Annotated in this window: 26 protein-coding genes; 11 read left to right on the forward strand and 15 right to left on the reverse strand. The window is 66.6% G+C overall.

The window, feature by feature from the left end; all coding sequences use genetic code 11:
• Positions 1–4 precede the first annotated feature (4 nt).
• From urtD to ISF28_RS13890, 5 genes are all read right to left on the reverse strand, one after another.
• Positions 5–790 carry an urea ABC transporter ATP-binding protein UrtD gene (gene urtD, locus ISF28_RS13870; RefSeq protein WP_198117771.1) on the reverse strand — a complete coding sequence of 262 codons (786 nt, stop codon included), beginning with the start codon at positions 788–790 and terminating at the stop codon, positions 5–7.
• The gene (gene urtC, locus ISF28_RS13875) at positions 787–1,935 is read right to left on the reverse strand and encodes an urea ABC transporter permease subunit UrtC (RefSeq protein WP_198117772.1); all 1,149 of its coding nucleotides are present in this window, start codon (positions 1,933–1,935) and stop codon (positions 787–789) included. The genes urtD and urtC overlap by 4 nt, the downstream gene beginning before the upstream one ends.
• Entirely contained in the window at positions 1,932–3,536 is a 1,605-nt protein-coding gene (gene urtB, locus ISF28_RS13880) for an urea ABC transporter permease subunit UrtB (protein ID WP_198117773.1), read from the reverse strand. Before urtB ends, urtC begins: the two co-directional genes overlap by 4 nt.
• A gap of 90 nt (positions 3,537–3,626) precedes the next feature.
• Complete coding sequence (urtA, locus tag ISF28_RS13885; RefSeq protein WP_229519091.1) at positions 3,627–4,823, reverse strand: urea ABC transporter substrate-binding protein; 1,197 nt, start codon at positions 4,821–4,823, stop codon at positions 3,627–3,629.
• A gap of 101 nt (positions 4,824–4,924) precedes the next feature.
• Positions 4,925–6,049 (reverse strand): porin, encoded by a 1,125-nt coding sequence (locus ISF28_RS13890; protein ID WP_198117775.1) that lies wholly within the window; start codon positions 6,047–6,049, stop codon positions 4,925–4,927.
• A gap of 293 nt (positions 6,050–6,342) precedes the next feature.
• Between ISF28_RS13890 and ISF28_RS13895 the strand changes: the two genes are divergently transcribed.
• The 9 genes from ISF28_RS13895 to ISF28_RS13935 all read left to right on the forward strand — a co-directional run bounded on the left by ISF28_RS13895 (position 6,343) and on the right by ISF28_RS13935 (position 12,889).
• A complete protein-coding gene (locus ISF28_RS13895; RefSeq protein WP_198117776.1) occupies positions 6,343–7,185 on the forward strand; it encodes an urease accessory protein UreD in 843 nt (280 codons plus the stop codon).
• Positions 7,186–7,212: 27 nt separating this feature from the next.
• Positions 7,213–7,515 carry an urease subunit gamma gene (locus ISF28_RS13900; protein WP_198117777.1) on the forward strand — a complete coding sequence of 101 codons (303 nt, stop codon included), beginning with the start codon at positions 7,213–7,215 and terminating at the stop codon, positions 7,513–7,515.
• Between the two features lie 8 nt (positions 7,516–7,523).
• A complete protein-coding gene (locus ISF28_RS13905) occupies positions 7,524–7,847 on the forward strand; it encodes an urease subunit beta (protein WP_198117778.1) in 324 nt (107 codons plus the stop codon).
• A 1-nt stretch (position 7,848) separates the two neighbouring features.
• Positions 7,849–9,564, forward strand: coding sequence for an urease subunit alpha (ureC, locus tag ISF28_RS13910; RefSeq protein WP_198117779.1), 1,716 nt, complete (start codon positions 7,849–7,851; stop codon positions 9,562–9,564).
• A gap of 10 nt (positions 9,565–9,574) precedes the next feature.
• On the forward strand, positions 9,575–10,096 hold the full coding sequence (gene ureE / locus ISF28_RS13915) for an urease accessory protein UreE (protein ID WP_198117780.1): 522 nt from the start codon (positions 9,575–9,577) through the stop codon (positions 10,094–10,096).
• On the forward strand, positions 10,093–10,755 hold the full coding sequence (locus tag ISF28_RS13920; protein ID WP_198117781.1) for an urease accessory protein UreF: 663 nt from the start codon (positions 10,093–10,095) through the stop codon (positions 10,753–10,755). The genes ureE and ISF28_RS13920 overlap by 4 nt, the downstream gene beginning before the upstream one ends.
• Before the next feature lie 19 nt (positions 10,756–10,774).
• Positions 10,775–11,407: an urease accessory protein UreG gene (gene ureG / locus ISF28_RS13925; protein WP_198117782.1), complete on the forward strand. Its 633-nt coding sequence runs from the start codon at positions 10,775–10,777 to the stop codon at positions 11,405–11,407.
• Positions 11,404–11,928 carry a HupE/UreJ family protein gene (locus tag ISF28_RS13930; protein ID WP_198117783.1) on the forward strand — a complete coding sequence of 175 codons (525 nt, stop codon included), beginning with the start codon at positions 11,404–11,406 and terminating at the stop codon, positions 11,926–11,928. The genes ureG and ISF28_RS13930 overlap by 4 nt, the downstream gene beginning before the upstream one ends.
• 367 nt (positions 11,929–12,295) lie before the next feature.
• Positions 12,296–12,889 (forward strand): hypothetical protein, encoded by a 594-nt coding sequence (locus ISF28_RS13935; RefSeq protein WP_198117784.1) that lies wholly within the window; start codon positions 12,296–12,298, stop codon positions 12,887–12,889.
• Positions 12,890–12,939: 50 nt separating this feature from the next.
• Here the strand turns inward: ISF28_RS13935 and ISF28_RS13940 are convergent, their stop codons facing one another.
• The 6 genes from ISF28_RS13940 to ssb form a co-directional block, all read right to left on the reverse strand.
• Positions 12,940–13,236 carry a putative quinol monooxygenase gene (locus ISF28_RS13940; RefSeq protein WP_198117785.1) on the reverse strand — a complete coding sequence of 99 codons (297 nt, stop codon included), beginning with the start codon at positions 13,234–13,236 and terminating at the stop codon, positions 12,940–12,942.
• A complete protein-coding gene (locus ISF28_RS31190) occupies positions 13,233–13,376 on the reverse strand; it encodes a winged helix-turn-helix transcriptional regulator (RefSeq protein ID WP_198117786.1) in 144 nt (47 codons plus the stop codon). The genes ISF28_RS13940 and ISF28_RS31190 overlap by 4 nt, the downstream gene beginning before the upstream one ends.
• A gap of 14 nt (positions 13,377–13,390) precedes the next feature.
• Positions 13,391–13,936 (reverse strand): nucleotidyl transferase AbiEii/AbiGii toxin family protein, encoded by a 546-nt coding sequence (locus tag ISF28_RS31395; protein WP_502572575.1) that lies wholly within the window; start codon positions 13,934–13,936, stop codon positions 13,391–13,393.
• Positions 13,914–14,270, reverse strand: a complete 357-nt coding sequence (locus tag ISF28_RS31400) for a nucleotidyl transferase AbiEii/AbiGii toxin family protein (protein WP_198117788.1) — start codon at positions 14,268–14,270, stop codon at positions 13,914–13,916. The genes ISF28_RS31395 and ISF28_RS31400 overlap by 23 nt, the downstream gene beginning before the upstream one ends.
• Positions 14,263–14,802 carry a type IV toxin-antitoxin system AbiEi family antitoxin gene (gene abiEi / locus ISF28_RS13960; protein ID WP_198117789.1) on the reverse strand — a complete coding sequence of 180 codons (540 nt, stop codon included), beginning with the start codon at positions 14,800–14,802 and terminating at the stop codon, positions 14,263–14,265. The genes ISF28_RS31400 and abiEi overlap by 8 nt, the downstream gene beginning before the upstream one ends.
• A 168-nt stretch (positions 14,803–14,970) precedes the next feature.
• The gene (gene ssb, locus ISF28_RS13965) at positions 14,971–15,471 is read right to left on the reverse strand and encodes a single-stranded DNA-binding protein (RefSeq protein ID WP_056437874.1); all 501 of its coding nucleotides are present in this window, start codon (positions 15,469–15,471) and stop codon (positions 14,971–14,973) included.
• A 492-nt stretch (positions 15,472–15,963) separates the two neighbouring features.
• Between ssb and uvrA the strand changes: the two genes are divergently transcribed.
• Entirely contained in the window at positions 15,964–18,813 is a 2,850-nt protein-coding gene (gene uvrA / locus ISF28_RS13970) for an excinuclease ABC subunit UvrA (protein ID WP_198117790.1), read from the forward strand.
• A gap of 9 nt (positions 18,814–18,822) precedes the next feature.
• On the opposite strand, the gene ISF28_RS13975 is transcribed toward uvrA, so the two are convergent.
• The 4 genes from ISF28_RS13975 to ISF28_RS13990 all read right to left on the reverse strand — a co-directional run bounded on the left by ISF28_RS13975 (position 18,823) and on the right by ISF28_RS13990 (position 24,562).
• Positions 18,823–19,569: a hypothetical protein gene (locus ISF28_RS13975; RefSeq protein WP_198117791.1), complete on the reverse strand. Its 747-nt coding sequence runs from the start codon at positions 19,567–19,569 to the stop codon at positions 18,823–18,825.
• A gap of 85 nt (positions 19,570–19,654) precedes the next feature.
• Positions 19,655–20,881: a cyanophycinase gene (locus tag ISF28_RS13980; RefSeq protein ID WP_198117792.1), complete on the reverse strand. Its 1,227-nt coding sequence runs from the start codon at positions 20,879–20,881 to the stop codon at positions 19,655–19,657.
• Entirely contained in the window at positions 20,868–23,585 is a 2,718-nt protein-coding gene (locus ISF28_RS13985) for a TonB-dependent receptor (RefSeq protein ID WP_229519079.1), read from the reverse strand. Before ISF28_RS13985 ends, ISF28_RS13980 begins: the two co-directional genes overlap by 14 nt.
• 20 nt (positions 23,586–23,605) lie before the next feature.
• Positions 23,606–24,562: a MurR/RpiR family transcriptional regulator gene (locus tag ISF28_RS13990; protein WP_198117794.1), complete on the reverse strand. Its 957-nt coding sequence runs from the start codon at positions 24,560–24,562 to the stop codon at positions 23,606–23,608.
• A gap of 291 nt (positions 24,563–24,853) precedes the next feature.
• On the opposite strand from ISF28_RS13990, the gene ISF28_RS13995 reads away from it, so the two are divergent.
• Positions 24,854–25,972, forward strand: a complete 1,119-nt coding sequence (locus tag ISF28_RS13995) for a succinylglutamate desuccinylase/aspartoacylase family protein (protein WP_198117795.1) — start codon at positions 24,854–24,856, stop codon at positions 25,970–25,972.
• Position 25,973 lies beyond the last annotated feature (1 nt).

Consider the following 25,973-nt stretch of genomic DNA (forward strand, 5'->3'; position numbering starts at 1 on the left):
GGCGTTACCGTCCCAGGTAGACTTCGATGACCCGCTCGTCCTGCCGCACCTGGTCCATCCGGCCCTCGGCCAGCACCGCCCCCTCGTGCAGCACCGTCACCTTGTCCTGGCGGGCGATCTCGGCGACGAATCCCATGTCATGCTCGACCACGACGATCGAGTGCTTGCCGCGCAATTCGTTCAGGAGCTCCGCGGTGCGTTCGGTCTCGGCGTCGGACATGCCGGCCACCGGCTCGTCCAGCAGGATCAGCTGCGGCTCCTGCATCAGCAGCATGCCGATCTCGAGCCACTGCTTCTGGCCGTGCGACAGCAGCCCCGCGGGGCGCCGGGCCTGGTCGTGCAGCCGGATCAGGCGCAGCACGGCGTCGATGCGCTCGTCCTGTTGCGCACTGCGGCGCGCGAACAAGGTCGGCCAGATCCGCTTGTCGGCTTTCATGGCCAGCTCGAGGTTGTCGAACACCGTGTGATGCTCGAACACGGTCGGACGCTGGAACTTGCGGCCGATGCCGGCGTGGGCGATCTCGTATTCGGTCATCGCCGCCAGGTCGTGCGACTGGCCGAAAAAGACCGAGCCGCCGCTCGGCCGCGTCTTGCCGGTGATGACGTCCATCATCGTGGTCTTGCCCGCGCCGTTCGGCCCGATGATGCAGCGCAGCTCCCCGACCGAGATGTCGAGATTGAGCTTGTTGAGCGCCTTGAATCCGTCGAACGACACCGTGACGTCTTCCAGGTACAGGATGACGCCGTGGCGGGTATCGACCGCGTCGTCCTGCTTGAGTACCGTGCTCATGCCGCCTCCTTGCCGCGTTGCGCGGATTCCGCCGGGGCGCCGGACGCCGGCGCGGCCGCGCGCCGCCGGCGCATCCGCCACAGCGCTTCGAAGGCGCCCGTCATCCCCTTCTGCATGAACAGGGTCACGCCGATGAAGATCAGTCCGAGCACGAACAGCCACAGGTCGGGGAACGCCGCCGTGAACCAGCTTTTCAGGCCGTTGACGGCAAACGCCCCGAGGATCGGTCCGACCAGCGTCCCGCGCCCGCCGACCGCGGCCCACACCACCATTTCGATGGAGTTCGCCGGCGACATCTCGGACGGGTTGATGATGCCCACCTGCGGCACATACAGGGCCCCGGCCAGTCCGCACAACATGGCCGACACCGTCCAGACGAACAGCTTGAACCACAGCGGGTCGTAGCCGATGAACATCAGCCGCGCTTCGGAATCGCGCACCGCCTGCAGCACCCGGCCCAGGCGCGACGTCACCAGCGCCCGGCACAGCAGCAGGGCCGCCAGCAGCACGGCCAGCGTCGCCAGGTACAGGGCCGCCTTGGTTTGCGGCGTGGTGATGCCGTAGCCGAGGATGCGCTTGAAGTCGGTGAAGCCGTTGTTGCCGCCGAAGCCCGTGTCGTTCCGGAAGAACAGCAGCATGAACGCATAGGTCAGCGCCTGCGTGATGATGGAAAAGTACACGCCCTTGATGCGCGACCGGAATGCGAAGTAGCCGAACACGAAGGCCAGCAGGCCGGGCGCCGCCACCGCCAGCAGCATGCAGTAGCCGAAGCTGTCGGTGAACGACCAGAACCACGGATAGGCCTTCCAGTCGAGGAAGACCATGAAGTCCGGCAGCGTGCTCTGATACACGCCGTCGCGGCCGATCGCGCGCATCAGGTACATGCCGTGCGCGTACGCGCCGAGCGCGAAGAACAGGCCATGGCCGAGCGACAGGATGCCGGTATAGCCCCACACCAGGTCCAGCGCCAGCGCGGCCAGCGCGTAGCACATGAATTTGCCGCCCAGCGCGACGATCCAGGCCGGGACGTGCAGCGCCTGGCCGGGCGCGAACGCGAGATTCAGCAGCGGCAGCATGGCCAGCACCACGGCGCAGGCCAGGATCGCGCTCCACGCGCGGCCCGAGAACAGCGATTGCGCTTTCATTCGACGCTCCTGCCCTTCAGCGCGAACAGTCCTTGCGGACGGCGCTGGATGAAGATGATGATGAAGACCAGGATCAGGATCTTGGCGATCACCGCGCCGGCCAGCGGTTCCAGCAATTTGTCGACTTCGCCCAGCCCCAGCGCGGCGATGACGGTTCCCGCCAGCTGGCCCACGCCGCCGAGCACCACGACCATGAAGGAATCGATGACGTAGGACTGCCCGAGGTCCGGCCCCACGTTCCCCAGCTGCGACAGCGCCACGCCGGCCAGCCCGGCCATGCCCGAGCCCAGGCCGAAGGTCAGCATGTCGATGCGCCCGGTGGGCACGCCCACGCAGTCGGCCATGCGGCGATTCTGCATGACGGCGCGCACGAACAGGCCCAGGCGCGTCTTGTTCAGGATGAGCCAGAGCGCGCCTGCCACCGCCAGCGCGAAGCCGATGATGACCAGCCGGTTCCAGGCCAGCACCAGCGACCCGAGCACCGTGATCCCGCCCGACATCCACGTCGGGTTGGCCACTTCCACGTTCTGTGCGCCGAACAGCGTGCGCACGGTCTGCATCAGGAGCAGGCTGATGCCCCAGGTGGCCAGCAGGGTTTCCAGCGGCCGGCCGTACAGCCAGCGGATGACGCTGCGCTCGAGCAGCATGCCGACGCCCGCCGCCACGGCGAACGCCGCGGGCAAGGCCGCCAGCAGGTACCAGTCCAGCGCGCCGGGCAGGTAGTGGCGGAACAGCGTCTGCACCACGTAGGTGGTATAGGCGCCGATCATCAACAGCTCGCCGTGCGCCATGTTGATGATGCCCATCAGGCCGAACGTGATGGCCAGCCCGAGCGCGGCCAGCAGCAGCACGCTCGCCAGCGACAGGCCGTAGAACAGGTTGCCGATCATTTCCGTGCGGCGGATGCGGTTGTCGATGGCGTGCAGCGACTGGGCCAGCGCCGCGCGCACCCGGGCGTCGGTCTCGCCGCCCGCGAGGCGCGCCTCGATCAGCGGCCGCACCTGGGCGTCGCTGCTGTCGGCCAGGGTGCGCGCCGCGTCGAGGCGGACCTGCGCGCTGGGTGCCTGCAGGTCCGCGCTGGCGGCCAGTTGCGCCAGCAGCGCGCGCAGGTCCGGGTCGGTCTCCCGGGCGAGGGCACGGCGCAACAGGGGCGCCTGGGCCGGCTCGACGCCGGCGGACTGGATCGCGTGCGCGGCCGCCAGCCGGGTTGCCGGTTGCGCGGCGCCCAGGTCGACCGTTGCCTGCGCCGCGTCGACCGCGGCGCGCAGCCGGTTGTTGATCACCAGGCCGTCGACGCCATCCGGCGGCGCCGTCGTGGCGCCGGTGGCCGGGTCCCAGGCCTTGTCGTCCTCGACCACCAGCAGGCGGCCATCCGGCGCGACGTACGCCGTCTCGGCGTGCAGGGCGTCCAGCACGCGCAGCGAATCGCGGTCGCCCGCGAGCGCCAGCTGGTGGACGGCCGCGATGCGGGCATCGGTGTCGTCGCCGGCCAGGGCGCCGAGCAGCGCCGGGTCGACCGCTTGCGCCAGGGCGCAGTGAAGCAGTGCGAAGGCGCACAGTAAATGGCGGAAAAATCGTCGCGAAAGAGATCTTGGAATCATGGCTGCGGCCAAAGAAGGCGGTTGGGTGGAGGCGCTGGCGCGCCGTCCCGCGCCCGGGCGGCGCGGAACGGCGGCTTTCCTCGGGACGGCTTACAGCTTCTGCTTGCCTTCATTGCCCGGAATGTAGGGGCTCCAGGGCTGGGCGCGCACGGTCTGCTTGGTCTTCCACACCACGTTGAACTGGCCGTCGGCGCGGATCTCCCCGATCATCACCGGCTTGTGCAGGTGATGGTTGGTGGCGTCCATGGTCAGCGTGAAGCCGGACGGCGCCTTCACCGCCTGGCCGCCCATGGCCGCGATCACCTTGTCGGTATCCGTGCTGCCCGCCTTTTCGACGGCCTGCTTCCACATGTGGATGCCGACATAGGTCGCTTCCATCGGATCGTTGGTCACGGCGGTGTCGGCGTTCGGCAGGTGCTTGGCCTTGGCGTACGCGCGCCATTTCTTGACGAATTCGGCGTTGACCGGATTCTTGACCGACTCGAAGTAGTTCCAGGCCGCCAGGTGGCCGACCAGCGGCTTGGTATCGACGCCGCGCAGCTCTTCCTCGCCGACCGAGAACGCCACCACCGGCACCTGCGTCGCCTTCAGGCCGGCGTTGCCCAGCTCCTTGTAGAACGGGACGTTCGAGTCGCCGTTGATGGTCGAGACGACGGCGGTCTTGCCCTCGGCCGAAAACTTCTTGATGTTGGCGACGATGGTCTGGTAGTCCGAATGGCCGAACGGGGTGTAGACCTCCATGATGTCGCTGTCCTTCACGCCCTTGCTCTTCAGGAAAGCGCGCAGGATCTTGTTGGTCGTGCGCGGGTACACGTAGTCGGTGCCGAGCAGGACGAAGCGGCGCGCGCCGCCGCCGTCCTTGCTCATCAGGTATTCCACTGCCGGAATCGCCTGCTGGTTCGGCGCGGCGCCCGTATAAAACACGTTTTTCTCGAGTTCTTCGCCTTCGTACTGCACCGGGTAGAACAACAGGCTGTTGAGTTCCTTGAACACCGGCAGCACGGACTTGCGCGACACCGAGGTCCAGCAGCCGAACACGACGGCGACCTTGTCCTTGCTGATCAGTTCACGGGCTTTTTCAGCGAACAGCGGCCAGTTCGATGCCGGATCGACGACCACCGGCTCGAGCTTCTTGCCGAGCACGCCGCCGTGGGCGTTGATCTCGTCGATGGTCATGAGGGCCACGTCCTTGAGCGAGGTTTCCGAGATCGCCATCGTGCCCGACAGCGAATGCAGGATGCCGACCTTGATCGTGTCGGCGGCGTGGGCGGCGAAGCTGCCCGCCATCAGTGCGGCGGCGGCGGCGCCGCGGGTCAGGGTGGCGATGAAGGTACGGCGGTTTTGCATGGTGAGCCTCACGGGAGTGTCAAAGTAGGAGAATGGATCGCTTAGTACTGGGCCTGCAGGGCGACGACGAACTTCGAGTTCGAGGCCTGCCCGGTGACGCGGGTGCGCGAATACACCGCGCCGACCTGCGCGTTGTAGCCGCTGATGATGTAGTTCACGCCAACGTCGTCCTGGCGCTGGTCGATGCCGGTGTCGGCGGCAAACTTCTGCAGGCGCACGAACGGCTGCAGCTTGCCCACGCCGATGGCCTGGCCGAAGACCCACGACAGGCCGGTCGACCAGGCGTCGCCCTGCTCGGACCGGACCACGTTGCCGGTGTCGTAGCGGTACCAGGCGGCTTCCACGCCGACGGCGCCGCCGGGCAGCTTCTTCTCCAGCAGGAAGTCGACGTTGTAGCCGAGATAGTCGCCGCTGCGCGCGGCCGTCAGCACGCCGTCCTTCTGGGTGCGTGCCGCGACGCCGAACGCCAGGATGTCCTTGTCGCCCAGGTAGTTGCCGGTGCCGTAGTAGCCGGGCTCCGCGTCCCACAGGTCGAGCTGCAGGCGGCCCGCGTACATGAGCGAGTCGCCCGCGTCCACGTGCGCCGCGCGGGCCTGGGACTGGGTGAGCGAGCCGATACCGAAGGTGTGGCCCTCGAAGGCGCCGAACGAGTAGCCCAGCTTGCCGTCCATGGCGTTGCCCCACACGACCACGCCGTCGTCGCGGCCGCGGAAGATGCCGCCGTTGTAGCCGTAGCGCGAGGCGACGCCGGCCCAGTAGCCGCCACCCAGCGAATAGTAGGGACCGGCCATGTTGGCGCGGTCGCTGGGCGACAGCAGGCGGCCGGCCCACACGTTCAGTTCGGGCGACACGCTGAACATGGCGGCCGCGTCGAGCACGCGGATCTGTTCGCCGTCCCATTCGGTGTTGAGCATGCCCTTGATGTTCTTGGTGAGCGCGGCGCCGAGGAAGATGCGTGCGCTGTCCAGGTTGAAGTCGTTCGAGTGCGAGCTGCCGTCCGGCGCGCCGTTTTCGATGCTGGCATAGCTGGCGCGCATGCCGAAGCCGACGCTGACCGAACGGTCGTCGCCCATCGAGATCGTGGCGCCGGCATGGGCTTGCAGGACGCTGAGGCAGGCGATCCCGATGGCGCCGCGGGCAAGGTGGTGGAGCGAGATGGTACGCATGGCTGAGCCTTTTCTGATTGCGGTTGGGGTTGCGGTGTTGCAATCAGATTAGCCAGCTCGACGGCGCCTGCACATACGTCAAGCAACGTAGTGGCGGCGCCGAGACGTCCGCGCGCACCGGACGAAAACGGTGCGTCCGCCGCATGCCGCCGCACCATCGTCGCCCATCGCATGCGGACGGCATCGTGAATGCATCGGCACGGTGCACCGCGGGCCGCCGCCATCGCGGCGATGCACTGATATATGCCGTGCGCGCGGAAACCCGTGGCACGGAAACTGCTACGTAGGCCGGCATGCGAGATGAGCCGAACAACCACATCGACTCCCCTGCCGGCTGGCTGGCCAGGCTGGAACTGGAGTTCGCCTTCGACGGGGGCGCGAGCCGCCTGCGGCGCAACCGCCATCATGGTCCGCTGCGCGTGCAAAAGGCGCTGTACCCGGAAGGCGCGCAGACCGTGCACGCGATCGTGGTCCATCCGCCGGGCGGCATCGGCGCCGGCGACCGGCTCGAGATCGACGCGCAGGTCGGCCCGGCCGCGCATGCGTTCCTGACCTCGCCCGGCGCGGCCAAGTGGTATCGCGGCGACGATGGGGCGGCGCACCAGTCGCTGCGGCTGGCCGCCGGCGACGGCGCGGCGCTCGAATGGCTGCCGCAGGAGACGATCTACTTCGACGGCGCGCGCGCCGTGCAGCGCCAGGTCGTGCGCCTGGGCGCCGGCGCACGCTATGTCGGCTGCGACATCCTGTGCTTCGGCCGCCAGGCCAGCGGCGAACGCTTCGAGCGCGGCGGGTTGCGCCTGCATGCCGAGATCTGGAGCGGCAGCCAGTTGCTGTGGTACGAACAGGCCCGCATCGATGCCGGTTCGGCGGCAATGAACGGCCCGTTCGGCCTGGACGGCAACACGGTCTGCGCCACGCTCACCGCGGTCGGCCCTGCGCTGCCCGCCGCGCTGCTGGCGCAGATCCGCGCGCTCGATCCGGCGCTCGGAGCGAGCCAGCTGAAATCCGTGTTCATCGCGCGCCTGTTGTGCGGCGACAGCGAACACGCGCGCCGCGTGATGACGGGCGTGTGGCAGCTGCTGCGCCCGCACGTGATCGGCCGCGCCGCCCTTTCCCCCCGCATCTGGGCCACCTGAAAATCCCTCGTTTCGCACCGTGCCGACATGGACCTGACCCCAAGAGAAAAAGACAAACTGCTGATCTTCACCGCCGCCCTGGTGGCGGAGCGGCGCCGCGCGCGCGGGCTGAAGCTCAACTATCCGGAAGCGGTGGCGCTCATCTCCGCCGCCATCATGGAAGGCGCGCGCGACGGCCGCAGCGTCGCGGAGCTGATGCACGCGGGGACCACCGTCCTGGCGCGCGGCGACGTCATGGAGGGCGTGCCCGAGATGATCCCCGACATCCAGGTCGAAGCCACTTTCCCGGACGGGACCAAGCTGGTCACCGTCCACCACCCGATTGCGTAAGGCCTCCCATGATCCCTGGTGAATACCTGCTGCGCGACGACGAGATCGTCATCAACGCCGGCCGCCCGACCGTGACGCTGCGCGTCGCGAACGGCGGCGACCGCCCCGTGCAGATCGGCTCGCACTTCCATTTCGCCGAAGTCAACGCGGCGCTGCGCTTCGACCGCGCGGCGGCGCTCGGCATGCGCCTGAACATCCCGGCCGGTACGGCCGTGCGCTTCGAACCGGGCCAGCACCGCACGGTCGAACTGGTGGCGCTGGCCGGCGCGCGCGTCGTGTACGGGTTCAACGGCCAGGTGATGGGCGCCCTGCCGCCGCTCGGAGGAGATTGACATGGCGACCATCAGCCGGCAGGCCTATGCCGAGATGTTCGGACCGACCGTGGGTGACCGCATCCGCCTCGCCGATACCGAGTTGTTCATCGAGATCGAACACGACTACGCCGCCGCCCACTACGGCGAAGAAGTGAAATTCGGCGGCGGCAAGGTGATCCGCGACGGCATGGGCCAGTCGCAGCGGCTGCACGCGGAGGTGATGGACACGGTCGTCACGAACGCCGTCATCGTCGACCACTGGGGCATCGTCAAGGCCGACATCGGGCTGAAGGACGGGCGCATCGCGGCGATCGGCAAGGCCGGCAATCCGGACATCCAGCCGGGCGTCACGATGGCGATCGGCGCGGCGACCGAAATCATCGCGGGCGAAGGCAATATCGTCACCGCGGGCGGCGTCGACGCCCACATCCATTTCATCTGCCCGCAACAGATCGACGAGGCCTTGAGCAGCGGCGTCACCACCATGCTCGGCGGCGGCACCGGTCCCGCCGTGGGCACGGCCGCCACCACCTGCACGCCCGGCCCCTGGCACATCCATTCGATGCTGATGGCGGCCGACGCCTTTCCGATGAACCTCGGCTTCCTGGGCAAGGGCAACGTCAGCCTGCCGGGCCCCCTCGAAGAACAGATCCGCGCCGGCGTCGTCGGCCTGAAGCTGCACGAAGACTGGGGCAGCACGCCGCAGGCGATCGACAACTGCCTGGCCGTGGCAGAACGCTTCGACGTGCAGGTCGCGCTGCACTCGGACACCCTCAACGAGGCCGGCTTCCTGCAAAGTACGCTGGGCGCGTTCAAGGGCCGCACGATCCACACCTTCCACACCGAGGGCGCGGGCGGCGGCCACGCGCCGGACATCATCGCCGCGGTCGGCGAAGCCAACGTGCTGCCCTCGTCGACCAACCCGACCCGCCCGTACACGGTGAACACGCTGGACGAGCACCTGGACATGCTGATGGTATGCCACCACCTCGACGCCGCGATCGCGGAAGACGTGGCGTTCGCCGAATCGCGCATCCGCCGCGAAACCATCGCCGCCGAAGACATCCTGCACGACCTGGGCGCGATCTCGATGATGTCGTCCGACTCGCAGGCGATGGGCCGCGTGGGCGAAGTCGTCCTGCGCACCTGGCAGACCGCGCACAAGATGAAGGTGCAGCGCGGCCCGCTGGCCGACCCGGACCGGCCGGGCGCCACCGACGACAACTTCCGGGTCAAGCGCTACATCGCCAAGTACACGATCAATCCGGCCATCACGCACGGCATCGCCCACGTGGTGGGCTCGATCGAGGTGGGCAAGCTGGCCGACCTGGTGCTGTGGAAGCCGGCGTTCTTCGGCGCCAAGCCGTCGATGATCCTGAAAGGCGGCATGATCGCGATGGCGCAGATGGGCGACCCGAACGCCTCGATTCCGACACCCCAGCCGGTGCATTACCGGCCCATGTTCGGGGCCTTCGGCGGCGGGCTCAAAAAATCCGTGACCTTCGTGTCGCAGGCCGCGTTCGACGATGGCATCGCCCAGCGCCTGGGGCTGGCCAAGACCGTCCTGCCGGTCCGCGCCACGCGCGGACTGACCAAGGCCGACATGATCCACAACGGCGCCACGCCGGTCATGCAGGTCGACCCGGAAACCTACGAGGTGCGCGCCGACGGCCAGCTGCTGACCTGCGAAGCGGCCACCGAGCTGCCGCTGGCGCAACGCTATTTTCTGTTTTGAGGAGACGCCGATGCTGACCTTGCATACCCGCCTGGAGCGGGCCGACCGGATCACCGACGAGGTGGTGCTGGCTTACGACCAGCGCGAACGCTGCCGCCTGCGCCTCGACCTCGCTTCGGGCGCGACGGCCGCCCTGATTTTGCCGCGCGGCTCGGTGCTGCGCGACGGCGACCTGCTGACCGGGCCGGAGGGCGCCGTGGTGCGCGTGCGCGCGGCACAGGAAGCGACCTACCGCATCGGCGCGGCGAGTCCGCACGCGCTGGTGCGCTGCGCTTTCCACCTCGGCAACCGGCACAGCCAGGTGCAGATCGGCGCCGACCACCTGCGCATCCGCGCCGACCCGGTCCTGCGCGACATGCTGGCGGGCCTGGGCGCCACGGTGACCGAGGAACAGGCCACCTTCCACCCCGAACCCGGCGCCTACAGCGCGGGCGGACACGGCCACGGCCACGATCACGAACCGCGCCACCTGCTGGCGCCCGTCCCGCTGCGCCAGAAAATCCACCGTCCCGGCGACGTGGAGCGGACGTGAACGCGACGGCGCTGCTGCACCTGTTGCAGCTGGCCAGTCCGTCGCTGCCGGTGGGCGCCTACAGTTATTCGCAAGGCCTGGAAACGGCGATCGAACGCGGCCGCGTCACCTGCCCCGCCAGCGCCGCAAAGTACCTGGAGCGCCAGCTGGAAGACGTGCTCGCGACATGGGACGGCGCCGTGTTCTGGCGCCTGCTGGCCGCGTGCGGCGCCGGCGACGAGGCCGCGTTCGAGCAGTGGAATGCACGCTACCTGGCGTCGCGCGAAAGCGCCGAACTGCGCGCGGAGACGGTGCAGATGGGCTTTTCGCTGGCCCGGCTGCTGGCCGATCTCGACCTCGCTCCGGCCGCCGCCATGCGCGACACCTGCCTGCCCGCCGCGCTGGCCCGGGCGGTCCACGCGCTGCAGGTGCCGCATGAGGAAGCGCTGCTGGCGATGCTGTTCTCGTGGAGCGAGAACCAGGTGCTGGCATGCGTGAAGTCGATTCCGCTCGGCCAAGTGGCCGGGCAACGGCTGCTGCTGGCGCTGCGGCCCGCGATCGAGCGCGCCTGCGCGCGGGCGCGCGCGCTGCCCGACGACGAATTATCGAGCTGGTCGCCCGGACTGGCCCAGCTGTCCATGTACCACGAAGTCCAGCACGGCCGGCTGTACCGGTCGTAACGCAGAATAAGGAGCTAGCATGCAATCGAATCCCTTGCGCGTAGGCGTCGGCGGCCCGGTCGGTTCGGGCAAGACGGCGCTGTGCGAGCAGCTGTGCCGGGCGATGCGCGACCACCACGACATGGCCGTCATCACCAACGATATCTACACGCGCGAAGACATGGAGATCCTGCTGCGGGCGCAGGCGCTGCCGCCCGAGCGGCTGATGGGGGTCGAGACGGGCGGCTGCCCGCACACCGCCATCCGCGAGGACGCCTCGATCAACCTGGAAGCCATCGCGCGCCTGCAGGCGGACTTTCCCGACCTCGAGCTCATCCTGGTCGAGTCGGGCGGCGACAACCTGGCCGCCACCTTCAGCCCCGAGCTGTCGGACCTGACGCTGTACGTCATCGATGTCGCGGGCGGCGAAAAGATTCCGCGCAAGGGCGGCCCGGGCATCACGCGCTCGGACCTCCTCATCATCAACAAGACCGACCTGGCGCCGCACGTCGGCGCCAACCTCGACATCATGGCCGCCGACGCTCGCCGCCAGCGCGGCGAGCGGCCTTTCGTTTTCACCAACCTGCGTACCGGGGCCGGCGTGGAGGACGTCGTCGCGTTCATCCGCGAACAAGGCCTGCTGGGCGCCATCCAACAGGAGCATGCGGCATGAAGCGCTGGATTACCTTGATCGTCCTGATGTCCGCCGGCAGCGCCTGGGCCCACCCGGGCCACGGCGGCACCGGCTTCCTCCAGGGTCTCGCCCACCCCCTGCTCGGGCTCGACCACTGGCTGGCCATGACGGGGCTGGGCATATGGAGCCGCGCCGCGGGCGTGCCGCGCAAGGCGCTGGCAACCGTCTGCGCCGGCCTGGCGCTCGGCGCGTTCGCGCCGATGGCGCTGCCCGCCGTGGAGCCCTTGCTGGCCGCCAGCGTGCTGGTGGCGGGCCTGATGGGCCTCGGCGCCGCCCACCTTCCCGCACGCCTGGGACTCGTCCTGGCCGCCGCATTCAGCCTGGTGCATGGCCACGCCCACGGCCAGGAAATCGTGGGCGCGGGCGCGGCCGCGGGCGCCATCTGCATGAGCATGGGGCTGATGGCGCTGGGCTTGCTGGCGGCGCGCAGCGCGCGGCTCCGGCAACGGGCGCCGGCGCTGGTTGCCCTGGTCGGCACCGGGATGCTGGCGTTTGGCTGACGGGTGTAACGGCGAGATGGGAACCATGTTGCGGTTCGAAGTCACTCAGCGATATTCGCGCTATCGCGGAAAAGTCCACGAAGGGGATTAAACAATGGCTCCGAAGTCGATAACCGGTGTGGGCCGGCCTGCTGCGGATTACTCTGCGGAGCCAAACCAGGCATCCCCCTCGGCGCAGGCGCATGGATCGGCGAGCACAGGACGCCTCACGCATATATTGAGAACTACCGCCCAGCTGAAGCAGTTGCCGTCGCAGCAGCAAAATGGCAACCGGCCACTACGCAGGACGCTGAGCGCTCCGCCCTCCCCGTCCAACGCCGGGAGCCACGCTTCGTCAAGTGCATTTCCTGAATGGAGCGCGCAGCGGATGCGCCAGGCACCCGATCTCGATACGTTATATGGTGCCGCGCGGCCCCCGCGCGCCAAGAGCGGGAAAGCATCCGGCGTCCAGGCTGCCGAACGGAACCCGCAGAACGGGATGGTGGTTGTCCACCCTGGGCGTATCGTGTTGAACCCAATATTGAATCCGGAACTGCCCGCGCAACTGAAAAATATCGGTGACGAATTACAAGCCGGTGCCGTGTTCAAGTGGAACATCGCCCGGAATGGCCAGCTCATGTTGGCGAAAAGCAAGCAGCCTTCGGGCGAGAAATTGGGCTTAGGCCATCCAACGCTGGTGGGCGGTCTGAAGGAACCGGAGGCCCGGATGGGCGGCGAGCTACGCTTCGGGAAGCCCGGCGCGAAAGATCGTGAGCCGGTCTTCTACATCAACAATGACTCCGGCCGCTACAGTGAATATGCCGATCGGAACAAGGCGATGCTGGCCAATGTCGCAAGCCGGTTTGCCGACCTCGGGTTCCCGGTCGACACCCAGTGGGTGGATAAATCAGACGCGGCCCTGAAAACGCAAGCCGATCTGAGATTACAAAAAAAGGCGGCGAAAGATCGCGTCGGCTCGTGATGCGAAAACATCCAGGCTCTCATCCATAAATTGTCCTGCACGGCGGGCGGCTATTTTGGTGCCGCCTCGTAGTGCCGCATCTCTTCGAGGTTGCCGACGAACGGCCTGACGCTCGCAAAGAACTCCCTGAACTCGCGGCTCTTGCGGAAGCCGTTCATGTGCCCGTCGACCGAGTCCCACTCGATCCGCAGGATGAACGACGTCGGCTCTTCCACGCACCGGCTCAGCTCGAAGCCCTGGCAGTGGCTGGACCGGCGCAGCGCGTTGCCGGCCGCCGCATAGGCGGCAACGAACTGGTCGGCCTGGTCGGCCGGTATCTTGTAGCGGACATATTCGATCACCATCATGTGCTCCGATCCTGTTCAGGCAAACGTAAATCGATCCCGTTACGCCGCGCGTGATCGACACCCCATTCGTGCAACGCCTGAAGAATCGGGAGCAACGTGCGCGACGCCGCCGTCAAACTGTATTCGACGCCTTTCGGCACCGCGTCATCCTCTTCTACATCTTGAAGCCATGGCCCGCTTCGTCGCGCGTTCCAGCAAGGTGAGCCGCCATCGACTTGAGAACCTGGCCGACCGTACTTTTCAGGTAATCCGCAAACCTGGGCTCGCGCAGCGTGCGTGCGAGGGTATCGGCATCGATAAACCTGGTCATCTGGTCGACGAATGCTTTCCCATCGATGAGGCCTGGAAGCCTGGCAATCGCGTCCCCGAGCAGCCGCTCGTAATCGTCGATGTGGTAGTCCCCGATCTTGCGCTCCACGAGCGTTGGATCGAGTTTTGCACCTTGTTGTTGAAGCCACGCGATATCCCAGATATCTCGATACCGGATGTTTTTCACGGAGGCTGGAAATGCCACCATTTTGTCCGCAAGAATCTCGTCGATCGACTCGGCATTGACCAGCAAGAGACCGTAACCGAGCAGGAACTCGTAGTTCTGGCGAAGTGGAACCAATTCGCTCGTATAGGCCGGGATGTTCGCGATCTCGAGTTTGATGCGTTGGCGCGGCATGTCACGACGTTCAGGGGACGTTTCGACGGTCACTTGCCATTTGTCGACCCGGACATTTTCGTAGTCGGGCAAGGTGCCCATAGCGCGTGCCGAGATGCTTCTCGACACACGCCTTGATGGCCTCCATTTTTTTCGAGGTGAAGTCTCGGCCCCCGGCAAAGTCGAGATCCTCGCTAAAACGATTGGATCCACGGCACAAACGCAAGGACGTACCGCCCTGGAATACCAGTTCCTTCAGCAGACCCGCCGCATCGAGCGCGTAAAAAATATCGTAGTGAAGGATCTCCTTTTCGACCACTGGGCGCATGACGGCGCGGCCCGGCTGCTGCATGGCGGCATCGACAAGTTCGTTGAAGTCTTCAGGCATCGGAAAGTGCTTCCTTATCGATCATATCGGTGTTGCGGCCGGCGCGGACGAGATCTGCCAGCGCAGCCTGCTTCGTGGCGATACGTAACGGCCGCCCTTTGACCGACATCGTGCGCGCGATGAGCTCCGCCGGCCGGCGCTTCGTGTGCGTAAACTCAATGACCCCATACGGCGTTTCATAAATGCCGTTCGCCCCCGTCGTCATCAGCGTGATGCGGCTCATGGGAACCTGGGAGATAACGCCATACTCGGAAAGCATCGACTCTCTTGTGACGTAGGAAAAGTGACCACGTCTGAGCACAGATGCAATGTCCTCGATGACTTGCCCTTTCTTTGACTTGGCCATCGTGTTGACGTACACACCTTTTGCGACGCGCTGCAAGATCCCATCGCCTACCAGGCGTTGCAAAGATTTTTCGAGCGCCTTTTCTTTTTCCTGCGGAAAAGCCTTAGCGAGGTCGCCCTTCGATAACACGTACACACCGGCACGATCCAGCGCGGCAAGCTTGTTAATAGCGTCGATCTTGTTCATAAGGCATCCTCGAATCCCCCGTTAAGTACAAGCATACCCTAACAATACATAGGGTTTCAATATACTTGATGACGGTCGCGTTGCCCTATCCGCTGTTTTAAGAAAACAAAAAACCCCATAACTTCAACGAGTTATGGGGCTTTTCGACTTCCCTGCGGCTGGTATGCTTTAGAACGGGATGTCGTCATCCATATCCGAGAAGTTCGGCGCCGGTTTCGGCTGCGGACGTGCGGCCGGGGCCGGCGGGGCCTGGCGCGGGGCCGGGCGACTCGGTGCGGCGTCGTAGCCGCCCATGTCGTCGCCGCCGCCGTAGCTGTCGCCGCCGCCCATGCCCTGGCGGCCGCCCAGCATCTGCATGTTTTCAGCGATGATGTCGGTGGCGTAGCGCTCGATGCCGTCCTTGTCGGTGTACTTGCGGGTCTGCAGGCGGCCTTCCACGTAGACCGACGAACCCTTCTTCAGGTATTGGCCGACGATCTCGGCGAGGCGGCCGAAGAACGAGATGCGGTGCCACTCGGTCAGTTCTTTCTGCTCGCCGGTGTTGCGGTCCTTCGATTTGTAGGACGTGGCCACGGCGATGTTGGCGATGGCGTCGCCGCTCGGCATGTAGCGGATTTCCGGATCGCGGCCGAGGTTGCCGACGATGATGACCTTGTTAACTGATGCCATTTTGTAAAGCTCCTTTGGATAGTCCCCAGCTCTGCATGCTGACTAGGCGCCAGGGAAACGATGGGAATTGCGTCCGCTATTATGCCTGTTTCGTTGCCTCAGGTTGCAATTTTTTGCGCACGTCGCGGCTCTGGCGGACAACCGTTTTGCAGCATCCGCTCAGACCACGTAAATGCGGCCGAAGTGCCCGAATTGGAAGAGATGCGCATCAATACAAGCCAGTAAAATTTTTCCGTTTTCTGGTGAGTCTGCCATTGAATTGCCCCGCCCCCGGACCACATACGGAACGCACCCGCCATTCCCGCACGGCATGTCATGACGGCAGGTCTTGACAAGACGTCATATCATGCCGACTAGCCTTGCAGACTTTTTCGAGCGTCGGCATACCACTGTAAATAAAAACAGGTAAACTAGTGCGCTTTCCCGTTCGGCCCGCTCACCCGTCATCTGCGTGCGCCGGCCCCGCAACCATTCGAAAGCCTTCAAACAACAATGGAAGAAATCCGTATCCGCGGCGCCCGCACGCACAATCTCAAGAACATCAATCTCGACCTGCCGCGCAACAAGCTGATCGTCATCACCGGCCTGTCGGGTTCCGGTAAATCGTCGCTCGCGTTCGACACGCTGTATGCCGAGGGCCAGCGCCGCTACGTCGAATCGCTGTCCGCGTACGCGCGCCAGTTCCTGCAGCTGATGGAAAAGCCGGACGTCGACATGATCGAGGGCCTGTCGCCCGCCATCTCCATCGAACAGAAGGCGACGTCGCACAACCCGCGCTCGACCGTCGGCACCGTCACCGAGATCCACGACTACCTGCGCCTGCTGTACGCGCGCGTCGGCACGCCGTACTGCCCGGACCACCCGGAAGAGCCGCTGGCCGCGCAGACCGTGTCGCAGATGGTCGACGCCGTGCTGGCCATGCCGGAAGGGACCAAGCTGATGATCCTGGCGCCCGTCGTCGCCAACCGCAAGGGCGAGCACAGCGACCTGTTCGAGGCGATGCAGGCGCAGGGTTTCGTGCGCTTCCGCATCCAGAGCGGCACGCACGCGGCCAAGATCTACGACGTGGACGACCTGCCGAAGCTCAAGAAGACGGAAAAGCACACGATCGACGTCGTCATCGACCGCGTCAAGGTGAATGCCGAGATCAAGCAGCGCCTGGCCGAAAGCTTCGAGACCGCGCTGCGCATCGCGGACGGCCGCGCCGTCGCGTACGAGATGGACACCGAGAAGGAGCACATCTACTCGAACAAGTTCGCCTGCAACGTCTGCGGCTATTCGCTGCAGGAGCTGGAGCCGCGCCTGTTCTCCTTCAATAACCCGATGGGCGCCTGCCAGGAATGCGATGGCCTGGGCCACATCGAGTTCTTCGATCCGAAGCGCATCGTCGCGTTCCCGAACCTGTCGCTGGCGTCCGGCGCCGTGAAAGGGTGGGACCGCCGCAACCAGTTCTACTACCAGATGCTGACGAGCCTCGCGTCGCACTACGGTTTCGACCTCGACAAGCCGTTCGAGCAGCTGCCGAAGTCCGCGCAGGACGTCGTCATGTTCGGCTCCGGCAAGACGGCGGTGCCGTTCGCGTACGTGAACGAGCGTGGCCGCACGGTGATCCGCGAGCACACGTTCGAGGGCGTCGTGAACAACCTGCAGCGCCGCTACCGCGAGACGGATTCGATGGCGGTGAAGGAAGAGCTGGCGAAGTTCATCAACGAGAAGGAGTGCCCGTCCTGCGGCGGCGCGCGCCTGCGCACGGAAGCGCGCTACGTCAAGATCGGCAACGGCCGGCAGCAGCGCGCGATCTATGAAGTGGCAAGGACGCCCCTGCGCGACTGCCTCGGCTACTTCAAAGACCTGGAACTGACGGGCGCGAAGAAGGACATCGCCGAGCGCGTGATCAAGGAAATCGTCGCGCGCCTGTCGTTCCTGAACGACGTCGGCCTGGATTACCTGTCGCTGGACCGCAGCGCCGACACGCTGTCCGGTGGCGAAGCGCAGCGCATCCGCCTCGCGTCGCAGATCGGCTCGGGCCTGACGGGCGTGATGTACGTGCTGGACGAGCCGTCGATCGGCTTGCACCAGCGCGACAACGATCGCCTGATCGCGACGCTGAAGCACCTGCGCGACATCGGCAACAGCGTGCTCGTGGTCGAACACGACGAGGACGCGATCCGCACGGCGGACTACATCGTCGACATGGGCCCGGGCGCGGGCGTGCATGGCGGCGCCGTGATCGCCGAGGGGTCCCTGAAGGACATCATGAAGAGCAAGGAGTCGCTGACGGCGGCCTACCTGTCCGGCAAGAAGAAAATCCACGTGCCGAAGAAGCGCACGCAGGCCGACCCGGACCGCCAGCTCGTCATCACGGGCGCGACCGGCAACAACCTCAAAAACGTATCGCTGGAGCTGCCGGTGGGCCTGCTCACGTGCGTGACGGGTGTGTCGGGTTCCGGCAAGTCGACGCTCGTGAACGACACGCTGTACCCGGCGCTGTCGCGCCACCTGTACGGCTCGCAGACGGAGCCGGCGCCGCACGACGCCATCCACGGCCTGGAACACTTCGACAAGGTGATCTCCGTCGACCAGGCGCCGATCGGCCGCACGCCGCGCTCGAACCCGGCCACGTACACGGGCGTGTTCACGCCGATCCGCGACCTGTTCTCGACGGTGCCGACGGCGAAGGAACGGGGCTATTCCGCGGGCCGCTTCTCGTTCAACGTCAAGGGCGGCCGCTGCGAGGCCTGCCAGGGCGACGGCGTGATCAAGGTCGAGATGCACTTCCTGCCGGACGTGTACGTGCCCTGCGACGTCTGCCACGGCAAGCGCTACAACCGCGAGACCCTGGAAGTCGAGTACAAGGGCAAGAACATCACCGAAGTGCTGGAGATGACGGTCGAGGATGCGCACGAGTTCTTCAAGCCCGTGCCGGTCATCGCGCGCAAGCTCCACACGCTGCTGGACGTGGGCCTCGGCTACATCAAGCTGGGACAGAGCGCGACGACCTTGTCGGGCGGCGAGGCGCAGCGGGTGAAACTGTCGCTGGAACTGTCCAAGCGCGACACCGGCCGCACACTGTACATCCTCGACGAGCCGACGACGGGCCTGCACTTCGCCGACATCGACCTGCTGCTGAAGGTGATCCACCGCCTGCGCGACCAGGGCAACACGCTCGTCATCATCGAGCACAACCTGGACGTCATCAAGACGGCGGACTGGATCGTCGACCTGGGTCCGGAAGGCGGCGCGGGCGGCGGCACGATCGTCGCGCACGGCACGCCGGAGGATGTGGCCGCGAATCCGGCCAGCGTCACCGGCAAGTATCTCAAGCCGCTGCTGAAACAATAAGACGGCCCGTCACGGGTCGTCGCGCCGGTACGCGAGCGTGACCGGCGTATCGTTGCCCAGCGTGCCGTCGTAGAGCGGCGCGTAAAACGCCAGCGACCGCCAGCCCAACCGCAATGCGGTGGCCTGGCCGTCGCGCGCGATGGTGGCGGACGCGAGCCGGTGCCGGACGTGGAACGCCACGCCGAAATGCTTCGATCCGCACGGACTTCCCATCAGCTTGATCGCGGTCTTGAGCGCGAACGGCATGTCGTCGTACTCCAGCCGCCACGCCATCTCGCACTCGAGCCGCAGGTCGCCGAGCCGGCGGCTGGACGCATCGACGCCGCCCGTTTCTACCAGCGGCACCAGCAGCACGTCGCCGCGCTTCGCGCCGATGCGCAATTCGACGTCGTCACCCAGCCCGGACACGGCCGCCGGCAGGTCGAACGCGCCATCGCTGTCCTGCACGACGTCAATCTGCCCGGCGCTGCCGGCGACCGTGATAGCCGGCGGCTGGGCCAGCGGTCTTCCATCTTTCGCAAACAGCATCCAGCGCATCCGCGCCCCCGGTGCGAGCTGCGGATTGTCGGCTTGCGCATCCAGCGCCTTCAGGATGTTCCGGTACGCGATCCGGTACGGGTCCTTCATCGACGTCACCACGACCTGCGGCGGCGGGTCCGCGTCCGGCGCCGCCGGGCTGGCGTCCTGGGCGAATGCCGGTGTCCACGTCATCAGGCAGGCGGCGAGGAACGCGGAGGTTCCCGGTAGGTGCGGCATGGCTTCCCTTTCGATTCGATGACGGTTATCGATAACAAAACGAGAAGTATTTCTCGACAGGCGACGCCTGTCAAGCGGCCGGTCTTTACTCCGCCGTATAAAACGGCTGGTGAACCCGCACCGGCCGCACGTCCATCCGGATCCGGTAGACCGAATACGCATCCTCGCGGTTCGTGACGTAGGTCGCGCTGTCCGGCACGCGCGTGAACGTGAACTCGAACCCGCGTTCCGGCGCGGCGCTGTCCGGCCCTTCGAAGGCCACGCCGACGGCGCGCTGCAGGTCGCTGTCCGCCAGCTTTTCCAGCAGGTCCGCGACCGCCGTGTTGCCGAGGATGTCGGTATAAAAAATTGGAGCGCGGTGCTCGACGTACTTCCTGTCCACGGGTTCCTTGCCCGGTCCCGGCGTGAACGTCCGCGTGACCAGGTCGAACCGGTCGCCGCTGTCCAGGTAGCTGATGCGCGCATTGGACAAGTTGAAGTGCGGCTGCGCCTTGTCCGTCGTCGCATCGCGCAGGTCGAGCACGAGCGCGCCCCGATAGCCGATCACGGTCACGTCGCGCGCCGGTCCGACGACGACGGCCGTGTTCTCGTCGATGCCCAGTCCCAGCGTATAGCCTTGACTCACCATCGCCGGCAGCATGCGGCCGAAGCGGCCGCGCGCGAGCAGGTGCTGGTCGACGAAGACGTCGGTGCCGATGAAGCCCAGGCCCGGTGCGACGTCCTTCCCGTCCACCACGCCGTTCTTCAGCACCGGCATCACTTCCAGCGGCGGGTCGTAGAACATCGTGCTGCTCATGATGGCGGCGCCGGCGCTCGTGCCCGCGATGACGCCGCCGCGCCGGTACAGCGCCCACAGCGCATCCAGCACGGCCGTGTTGCCGCCGTCCGCGTGCCGCAGCGATGCCGTGATGCGCGCCTGGTCGCCGCCCGTGAAGAACGCGCCGCCGGCCTTGCGTACGGCATCGGCCAGCGCGGGATCGTCCGCGGCCTTGCGAACATCCGTACCGGCCAGGCGCGGCGCGACCGGCACCACGAAGGCGCGCGCGCCGTAGCGGTTCAGCGCGTCCACGGTGAGCTGTCCCTCCTTCGCGGGATTCTCGGCGGCCGTGGGCAGCACGGCGATGCGCGCGCCCTTGCCGCCCGCGAGCGCGACGATCTTTTCCCACACCTCGGCATTGTTGACGCGCAGGCCGCCGCCGACGATGACGAGGGATCCCTTCGGATTGTCCGGCGCGGCCGCCGCCACGGTGCCGGCGCACACCGCCAGCGCCAGCGCAAGACAGAGGCGCGTCAGCATGTCAGCGGAACGCATAGTTCACGCTCACGAACGCGCTGCGGCCGCGCGGGTCCGTGTAGCTCGGGTCGTACCCGGCCAGGAAAAAATATGCCTGGTTCGAGAACGGAGGATCGGCGTTGAACAGGTTCAGCACGCCGGCGCGCACCTTGAGCCGCTTGCCGGCCGTCCAGCTGCCCGTCAGGTCCCACAGCGAATAGTATTTCACGTGGTTCGGCGGCAGCAGCTTGTCCGTGTACGGGTCGTAGGTCGTGTTCTGGTCCGTGTAGCCCGTCGAATACTGGTTCGCCAGGGTCAGCGCGAGCGGACCGTTGTCCCATTCGACGTTCACGCGGTGGCGCCACTTCTGGATCACCTGGTCGTTCAGGAACACGCCGAGGTTGCTGCGGTACGGCTCCTGCGGGCCGAACTGGCGGTCGTAGTGCAGGATCAGCGTGCCGGACAGGTTGACGCCGAAGCGGCCCCACGGCCCGCGCTCGCCGCGCCACTCGGCGCCGATGTCGAAGCCCGACGTCTTCAGCTTGCCCTGGTTTTCCTTCATCAGGAGGATGTTGGAGATGAAGCCGTCCTCGTCGCGCTGGATGTACTTGCCGTTGTAGGCTTCCGGATTTTCGATGATGACCTGCTCGCCCAGCGTGCTGATGACGTCCTTCTTCTCGATGTTCCAGTAGTCGACGGAGAGGCTCGTGCGCTTGACCGGCTCGAACACGGCGCCCAGCGTGAACTGGCGCGATTTCTCCGGCTTGAGGTTCGGGTTCGAACGGCGCTCGACGTCCCACTGGTCGGTGCACGTGTCGATGCTGCCTTCCTGCTTCACGCACTGCGGGTCGGTCAGGATGCCGGCCGTCGTGCCGAAGATCGTCGGGCGCTTGAGGTCCGACAGCGACGGCGCGCGAAAGCCCGTGCCGGCCGACGCGCGCAGCAGCAGCGATTGCGCCGGCTGCCAGCGCAGGCCGATCTTCGGATTCGTCGTGTTCCCGACTTCGCTGTAGTGGTCCCAGCGCAGCGCGAACTGCATCTCGAGTTCCCTGGTGAACGGCGCCACGACCTCGGTGAACACGGACGCCACTTTTCTCGTATTGTCCGCCGTCTCCACGTCGGCCGTTTCGCCGGCCGGGATCGTGCTGTCGCGGTCACCGGCGATGTTGTTCGACTTGAGCAGGTCCGACGGCGTGAACGTCTGGTGCTCGTGCCGCAACTCTCCGCCGACCGCGAGCGCCAGGTCGCCGCCGGAAAGCGCCATCAACGCGCGCGACATCTTGCCGTCGAGCGAGGTGGACACGCCCTTCGCCTTTCTCGCCTCGTCGTCGATCTTGATGCCGTCGATGAGGTCCAGGCCCGCCTGCGACGACGGCGCGAACGGGTTGATGGTCCCCGCGCGCACGCCGGCCTCGAACTTGTCGTACAGGACGTAGCCGTTCACGTACTTGTCGACGGCCTTGTTCTCGGCCCGGCCCAGCGCGACGTCGTAGTCCCAGCCCTTGATGGTGCCGGTCGCGCCCAGCAGCAGGCGCTGTCCCGTGCTCGTCACCTCGTTGCTGCGGTTGCCCGCTTCCTCCATCCGGTAGCGGATGCCGCCGAACGTGGCCGGCAGACCCGGCGCCGACAGCGCCGTGCGATAGGCGTCCGGCAGGATGCTCACCGGCAGATTGCGGATGCGGACGGGGTTCGGCGACAGCACGTACTTCGTCTTCGCCTCGCTCTGCACGAATTCCGCGAACAGCTGGTTGTCCGGATCGAGCTGGAACGTGGCGCGGCCGATGAAGCCGATCTTGCGCGAATCCGGATAGATCTCCGTGTCTTCCATGTAGTCGTAGCTGCAGCCCGCCGCGCCGCCCGGTCCCTTTTCGGCGTAGACGGTGGCGGGCGGATTGCAGTTGGGCGAACTCGGATTGACGCGGCTGGCCCGGCTGCCGGCCGGCAGCAGGCCCGCGGCGATCAATGCGGCGCGCTGCGCGGACGAGATGTCGACGTTGGCCGGGAACGTGTTGCTGGACATCTGCGCCGGCAAGGTCGTGGCGAGCGGGCGCTCGGCGATGAAGCGGCGCTGGCCCGAGCGCAGGCGGTCGAGCTGCTGCACGTCGAGCACGCCGAACACGTTGAAGCGGTCGGTGGACAGGTCGCCCGTGCCGCCGCTGAGGCTCAGCGTGCGCTTGCCCGCGCCGCCCTGCTGCGTGCCCGCGGCGGATGCGGCCAGGTCGATGCCCGTGTAATCCTTGCGCGTGATGAAGTTGATCACGCCGCCGATGGCGTCCGTCCCGTAGATCGCCGACGCGCCGTCCTTCAGCACCTCGACGCGCTGGATCGCGCCGGCCGGGATGTTGTTCAAGTCGACGCCCGAGTTGTCGCCCGGCGAGGCGAAGTTGGCGAGGCGCCGTCCGTTCAGCAGGATCAAGGTGGACGACACGCCCAGGCCGCGCAGGTTGGCGCCGTTCAGGCCGCGCTGGCCGGACGTGCCGTCCGAGATGCTCGGGCCATCCGTCAGCGGCGCCGTGTTCGCGCTGATGTTCTTCACCAGTTCGGCGGCGGTCGTCGCGCCCATCTTGTCGATGTCCGCGCGCGTGATCAGCTGCACGGGTAACGCCGTTTCGGTGTCGATGCGCTTGATCGACGAGCCGGTGATTTCCACGCGGTGCATTTTCGGTTCGTCCGGCTGCGCCTGGGCATACGCCTGCTGCGCCATCAGGCCAGCGATGACTGCCGCCAGGACGGTCGGTTGCAAGGCTCTCGATATGGGCTTGGTCATGCGGTCCTCCCTCTCTTGGTGACTTTTTTCTGCGTGCCGCCGGCGCGGATCTGGTGTTCGCCGTGGAGATAGGCCGCGATGGCCTCGGTGTGGCGCGCGGCCTTGGCGACGTTGGCCTTGTTCGACGTCATCAGCGCCACGGCCAGCGCTTCGATGACGGCCAGCGCGGCGCTCGAACTGCTGGGCAGCACCGGGTGCGCGCAGTGCGCGTACAGCACGTGGTGCCCCAGCTCGGCGAGCGGCGACGCGGGAGAATCGGTGATGGAGACGATGGTCGCGCCGGCGTCGCGCGCGAACCGGGTCAGCGACGCGGCGTCCAGCGTGTAGCGCGGCAGCGAGACCACGACCAGCACGTCGCGCGCGGTGACGGTGGCGAGATGGCTGGCCGCCACCTCCGTACCGCCGCTCGCGGCCACTTCCACCACGTGCCGGCAGAACGGCTGCAAATGCATCGCGAGCGCACCCGCGAGGAACGACGACAGCCCGAACCCCAGCACGTACACGGTGCGCGCCTTCGTGAGCACGGCGCCGATACTGTCGATCTGCGCGCCGGCCAGCGCGCGGCTGGTGGCCGTGAGGGCCGCTTCGGCATAGCCCAGGCTTTCCAGCGCGGGCGACACCTTGGCCGTGCGGCGCGCGATCGTGCTGCGCAGCTTCTCGACGGGCTGCAGCACGGACTGCAAGGTCTCCGCCACCGCGCCGCGCATCGCCGCGTAGTTCTTGAAACCGAGATCGCGCGCGAAGCGGCTGATGGTCGCCGTCGACACGGCGCACGCGTCGGCCAGCTCCTCGATCCCGAGCGCCGTCACGCGCACCTGGTTGCGCAGCACGTAATCCGCGATCGCGCGGTTCGACGCCGAGCCCTCGGCCAGCACCCGCAGCAGCGACCGGCCGAGCGAGGATGCGGCGAAACCGACGTCGGGCGAAGCGCTGGGCGGGACGGGAGGCGTCATCGAAATCGGATATCAATGAGTTAATATTTTTAAATGTAAAACAGGTGCGACGCCGATTTCAACAAGTTTTTGAAAATCGGCTTTCATCGATTTACGTTGTGTAAAAATTCATACATAATCGGCCGCAGCAGCCGACGCCAGGGCGCCTCGAAAAACCGTCGCGAGCGGCAGCAGATTTCGTCGAGAAGCGCAGCTGTACGAGCAGTACAGTGAGCATCGCAGGGCTAGGCGCCCCCACGAATCTGCAACGCGCAGCAGGTTTTTCAACGTGCCCGCCAGGAGATCTTGCGCATGCATACGACGACTTACCCGATCGCCGCGGAACCCGGCCTCGCCACGTCCCAGCTCACCGCTTACCACTACGGCAGCGCGGGCGGCGGCAGGAAGGTCTACATCCAGGCCGCGCTGCATGCGGACGAAGTCCCCGCGATGCTGGTCGCGCACTGCCTGCGGCGCGAACTCGAACGGCTCGATGCCGAGGGCCGCGTCCGCGGCGAAGTGATCCTCGTCCCGGCCGCCAATCCCATCGGCCTGTCGCAGGTCGTGCACGGCATCCCGTTCGGACGCTTCGACCTCGCCACCGGCGTGAATTTCAACCGCGCCTTTCCCCACGTGGCGGACGAACTCAAATCCACGCTGGCCGGCAAGCTCGGGCCGGATGCGGCCGCGAACGTCGCCGCGATCCGCGCGCAGGCGTGCGCCGCCGTCGAACGGTGGGCGCCCACCGACGCGACCCAGGTACTGAAGAAGACGCTGCTGGCGCTGGCGATCGACGCCGACATCGTGCTCGACCTGCACAGCGACAACGAAGCCCTGCTGCACATGTACACCGGCCCCGCGCTGGCCGAGCGCGTGGCACCGCTGGCGGCGCTGCTGGGCGCGCGCGCCTATCTGCTGTCGGCCGGCTCGGGCGGCGAGCCGTTCGACGAAGCGTGCAGCCGGCTGTGGTGGGATCTCGCCGCGCATTTCGGCCCCGCGACGCAGATCCCGCCCGCCTGCGCCGCCGTCACCGTGGAACTGCGCGGCGAGATGGACGTGCGCTACGACCTGGCCGAACAGGATGCGCGGGCGCTGCTGCAATGGCTGGCGCAGGAAGGCGCCCTCGATCTGCCGCCGGCCGCGCTGCCCGAGCCGCTGTGCGCGGCGTCGCCGCTCGACGCCGTCGAGCCCTTGCACGCGCCGCAATCGGGCGTGCTCGTGTTCCTGAAGGCCCTGGGCGACCACGTCCAGGCGGGCGACGCCGTCGCCGACATCGTCAACCCCGTCACGGGCGAAACGGCCGCCGTGCGCGCCGGCCGCGACGGGCTGCTGTTCGCCAGCACCGCGCACCGCCACCTGCTGCGCGGCATGCACGTCTGCAAAATCGCGGGCACGACGCCCTTCCGTTCCGGTTCGCTGTTGAGTCAATAAG

It is taken from the genome of Massilia rhizosphaerae, from assembly GCF_016093545.1.
Classification (GTDB): Bacteria; Pseudomonadota; Gammaproteobacteria; order Burkholderiales; family Burkholderiaceae_D; genus Telluria; species Telluria rhizosphaerae.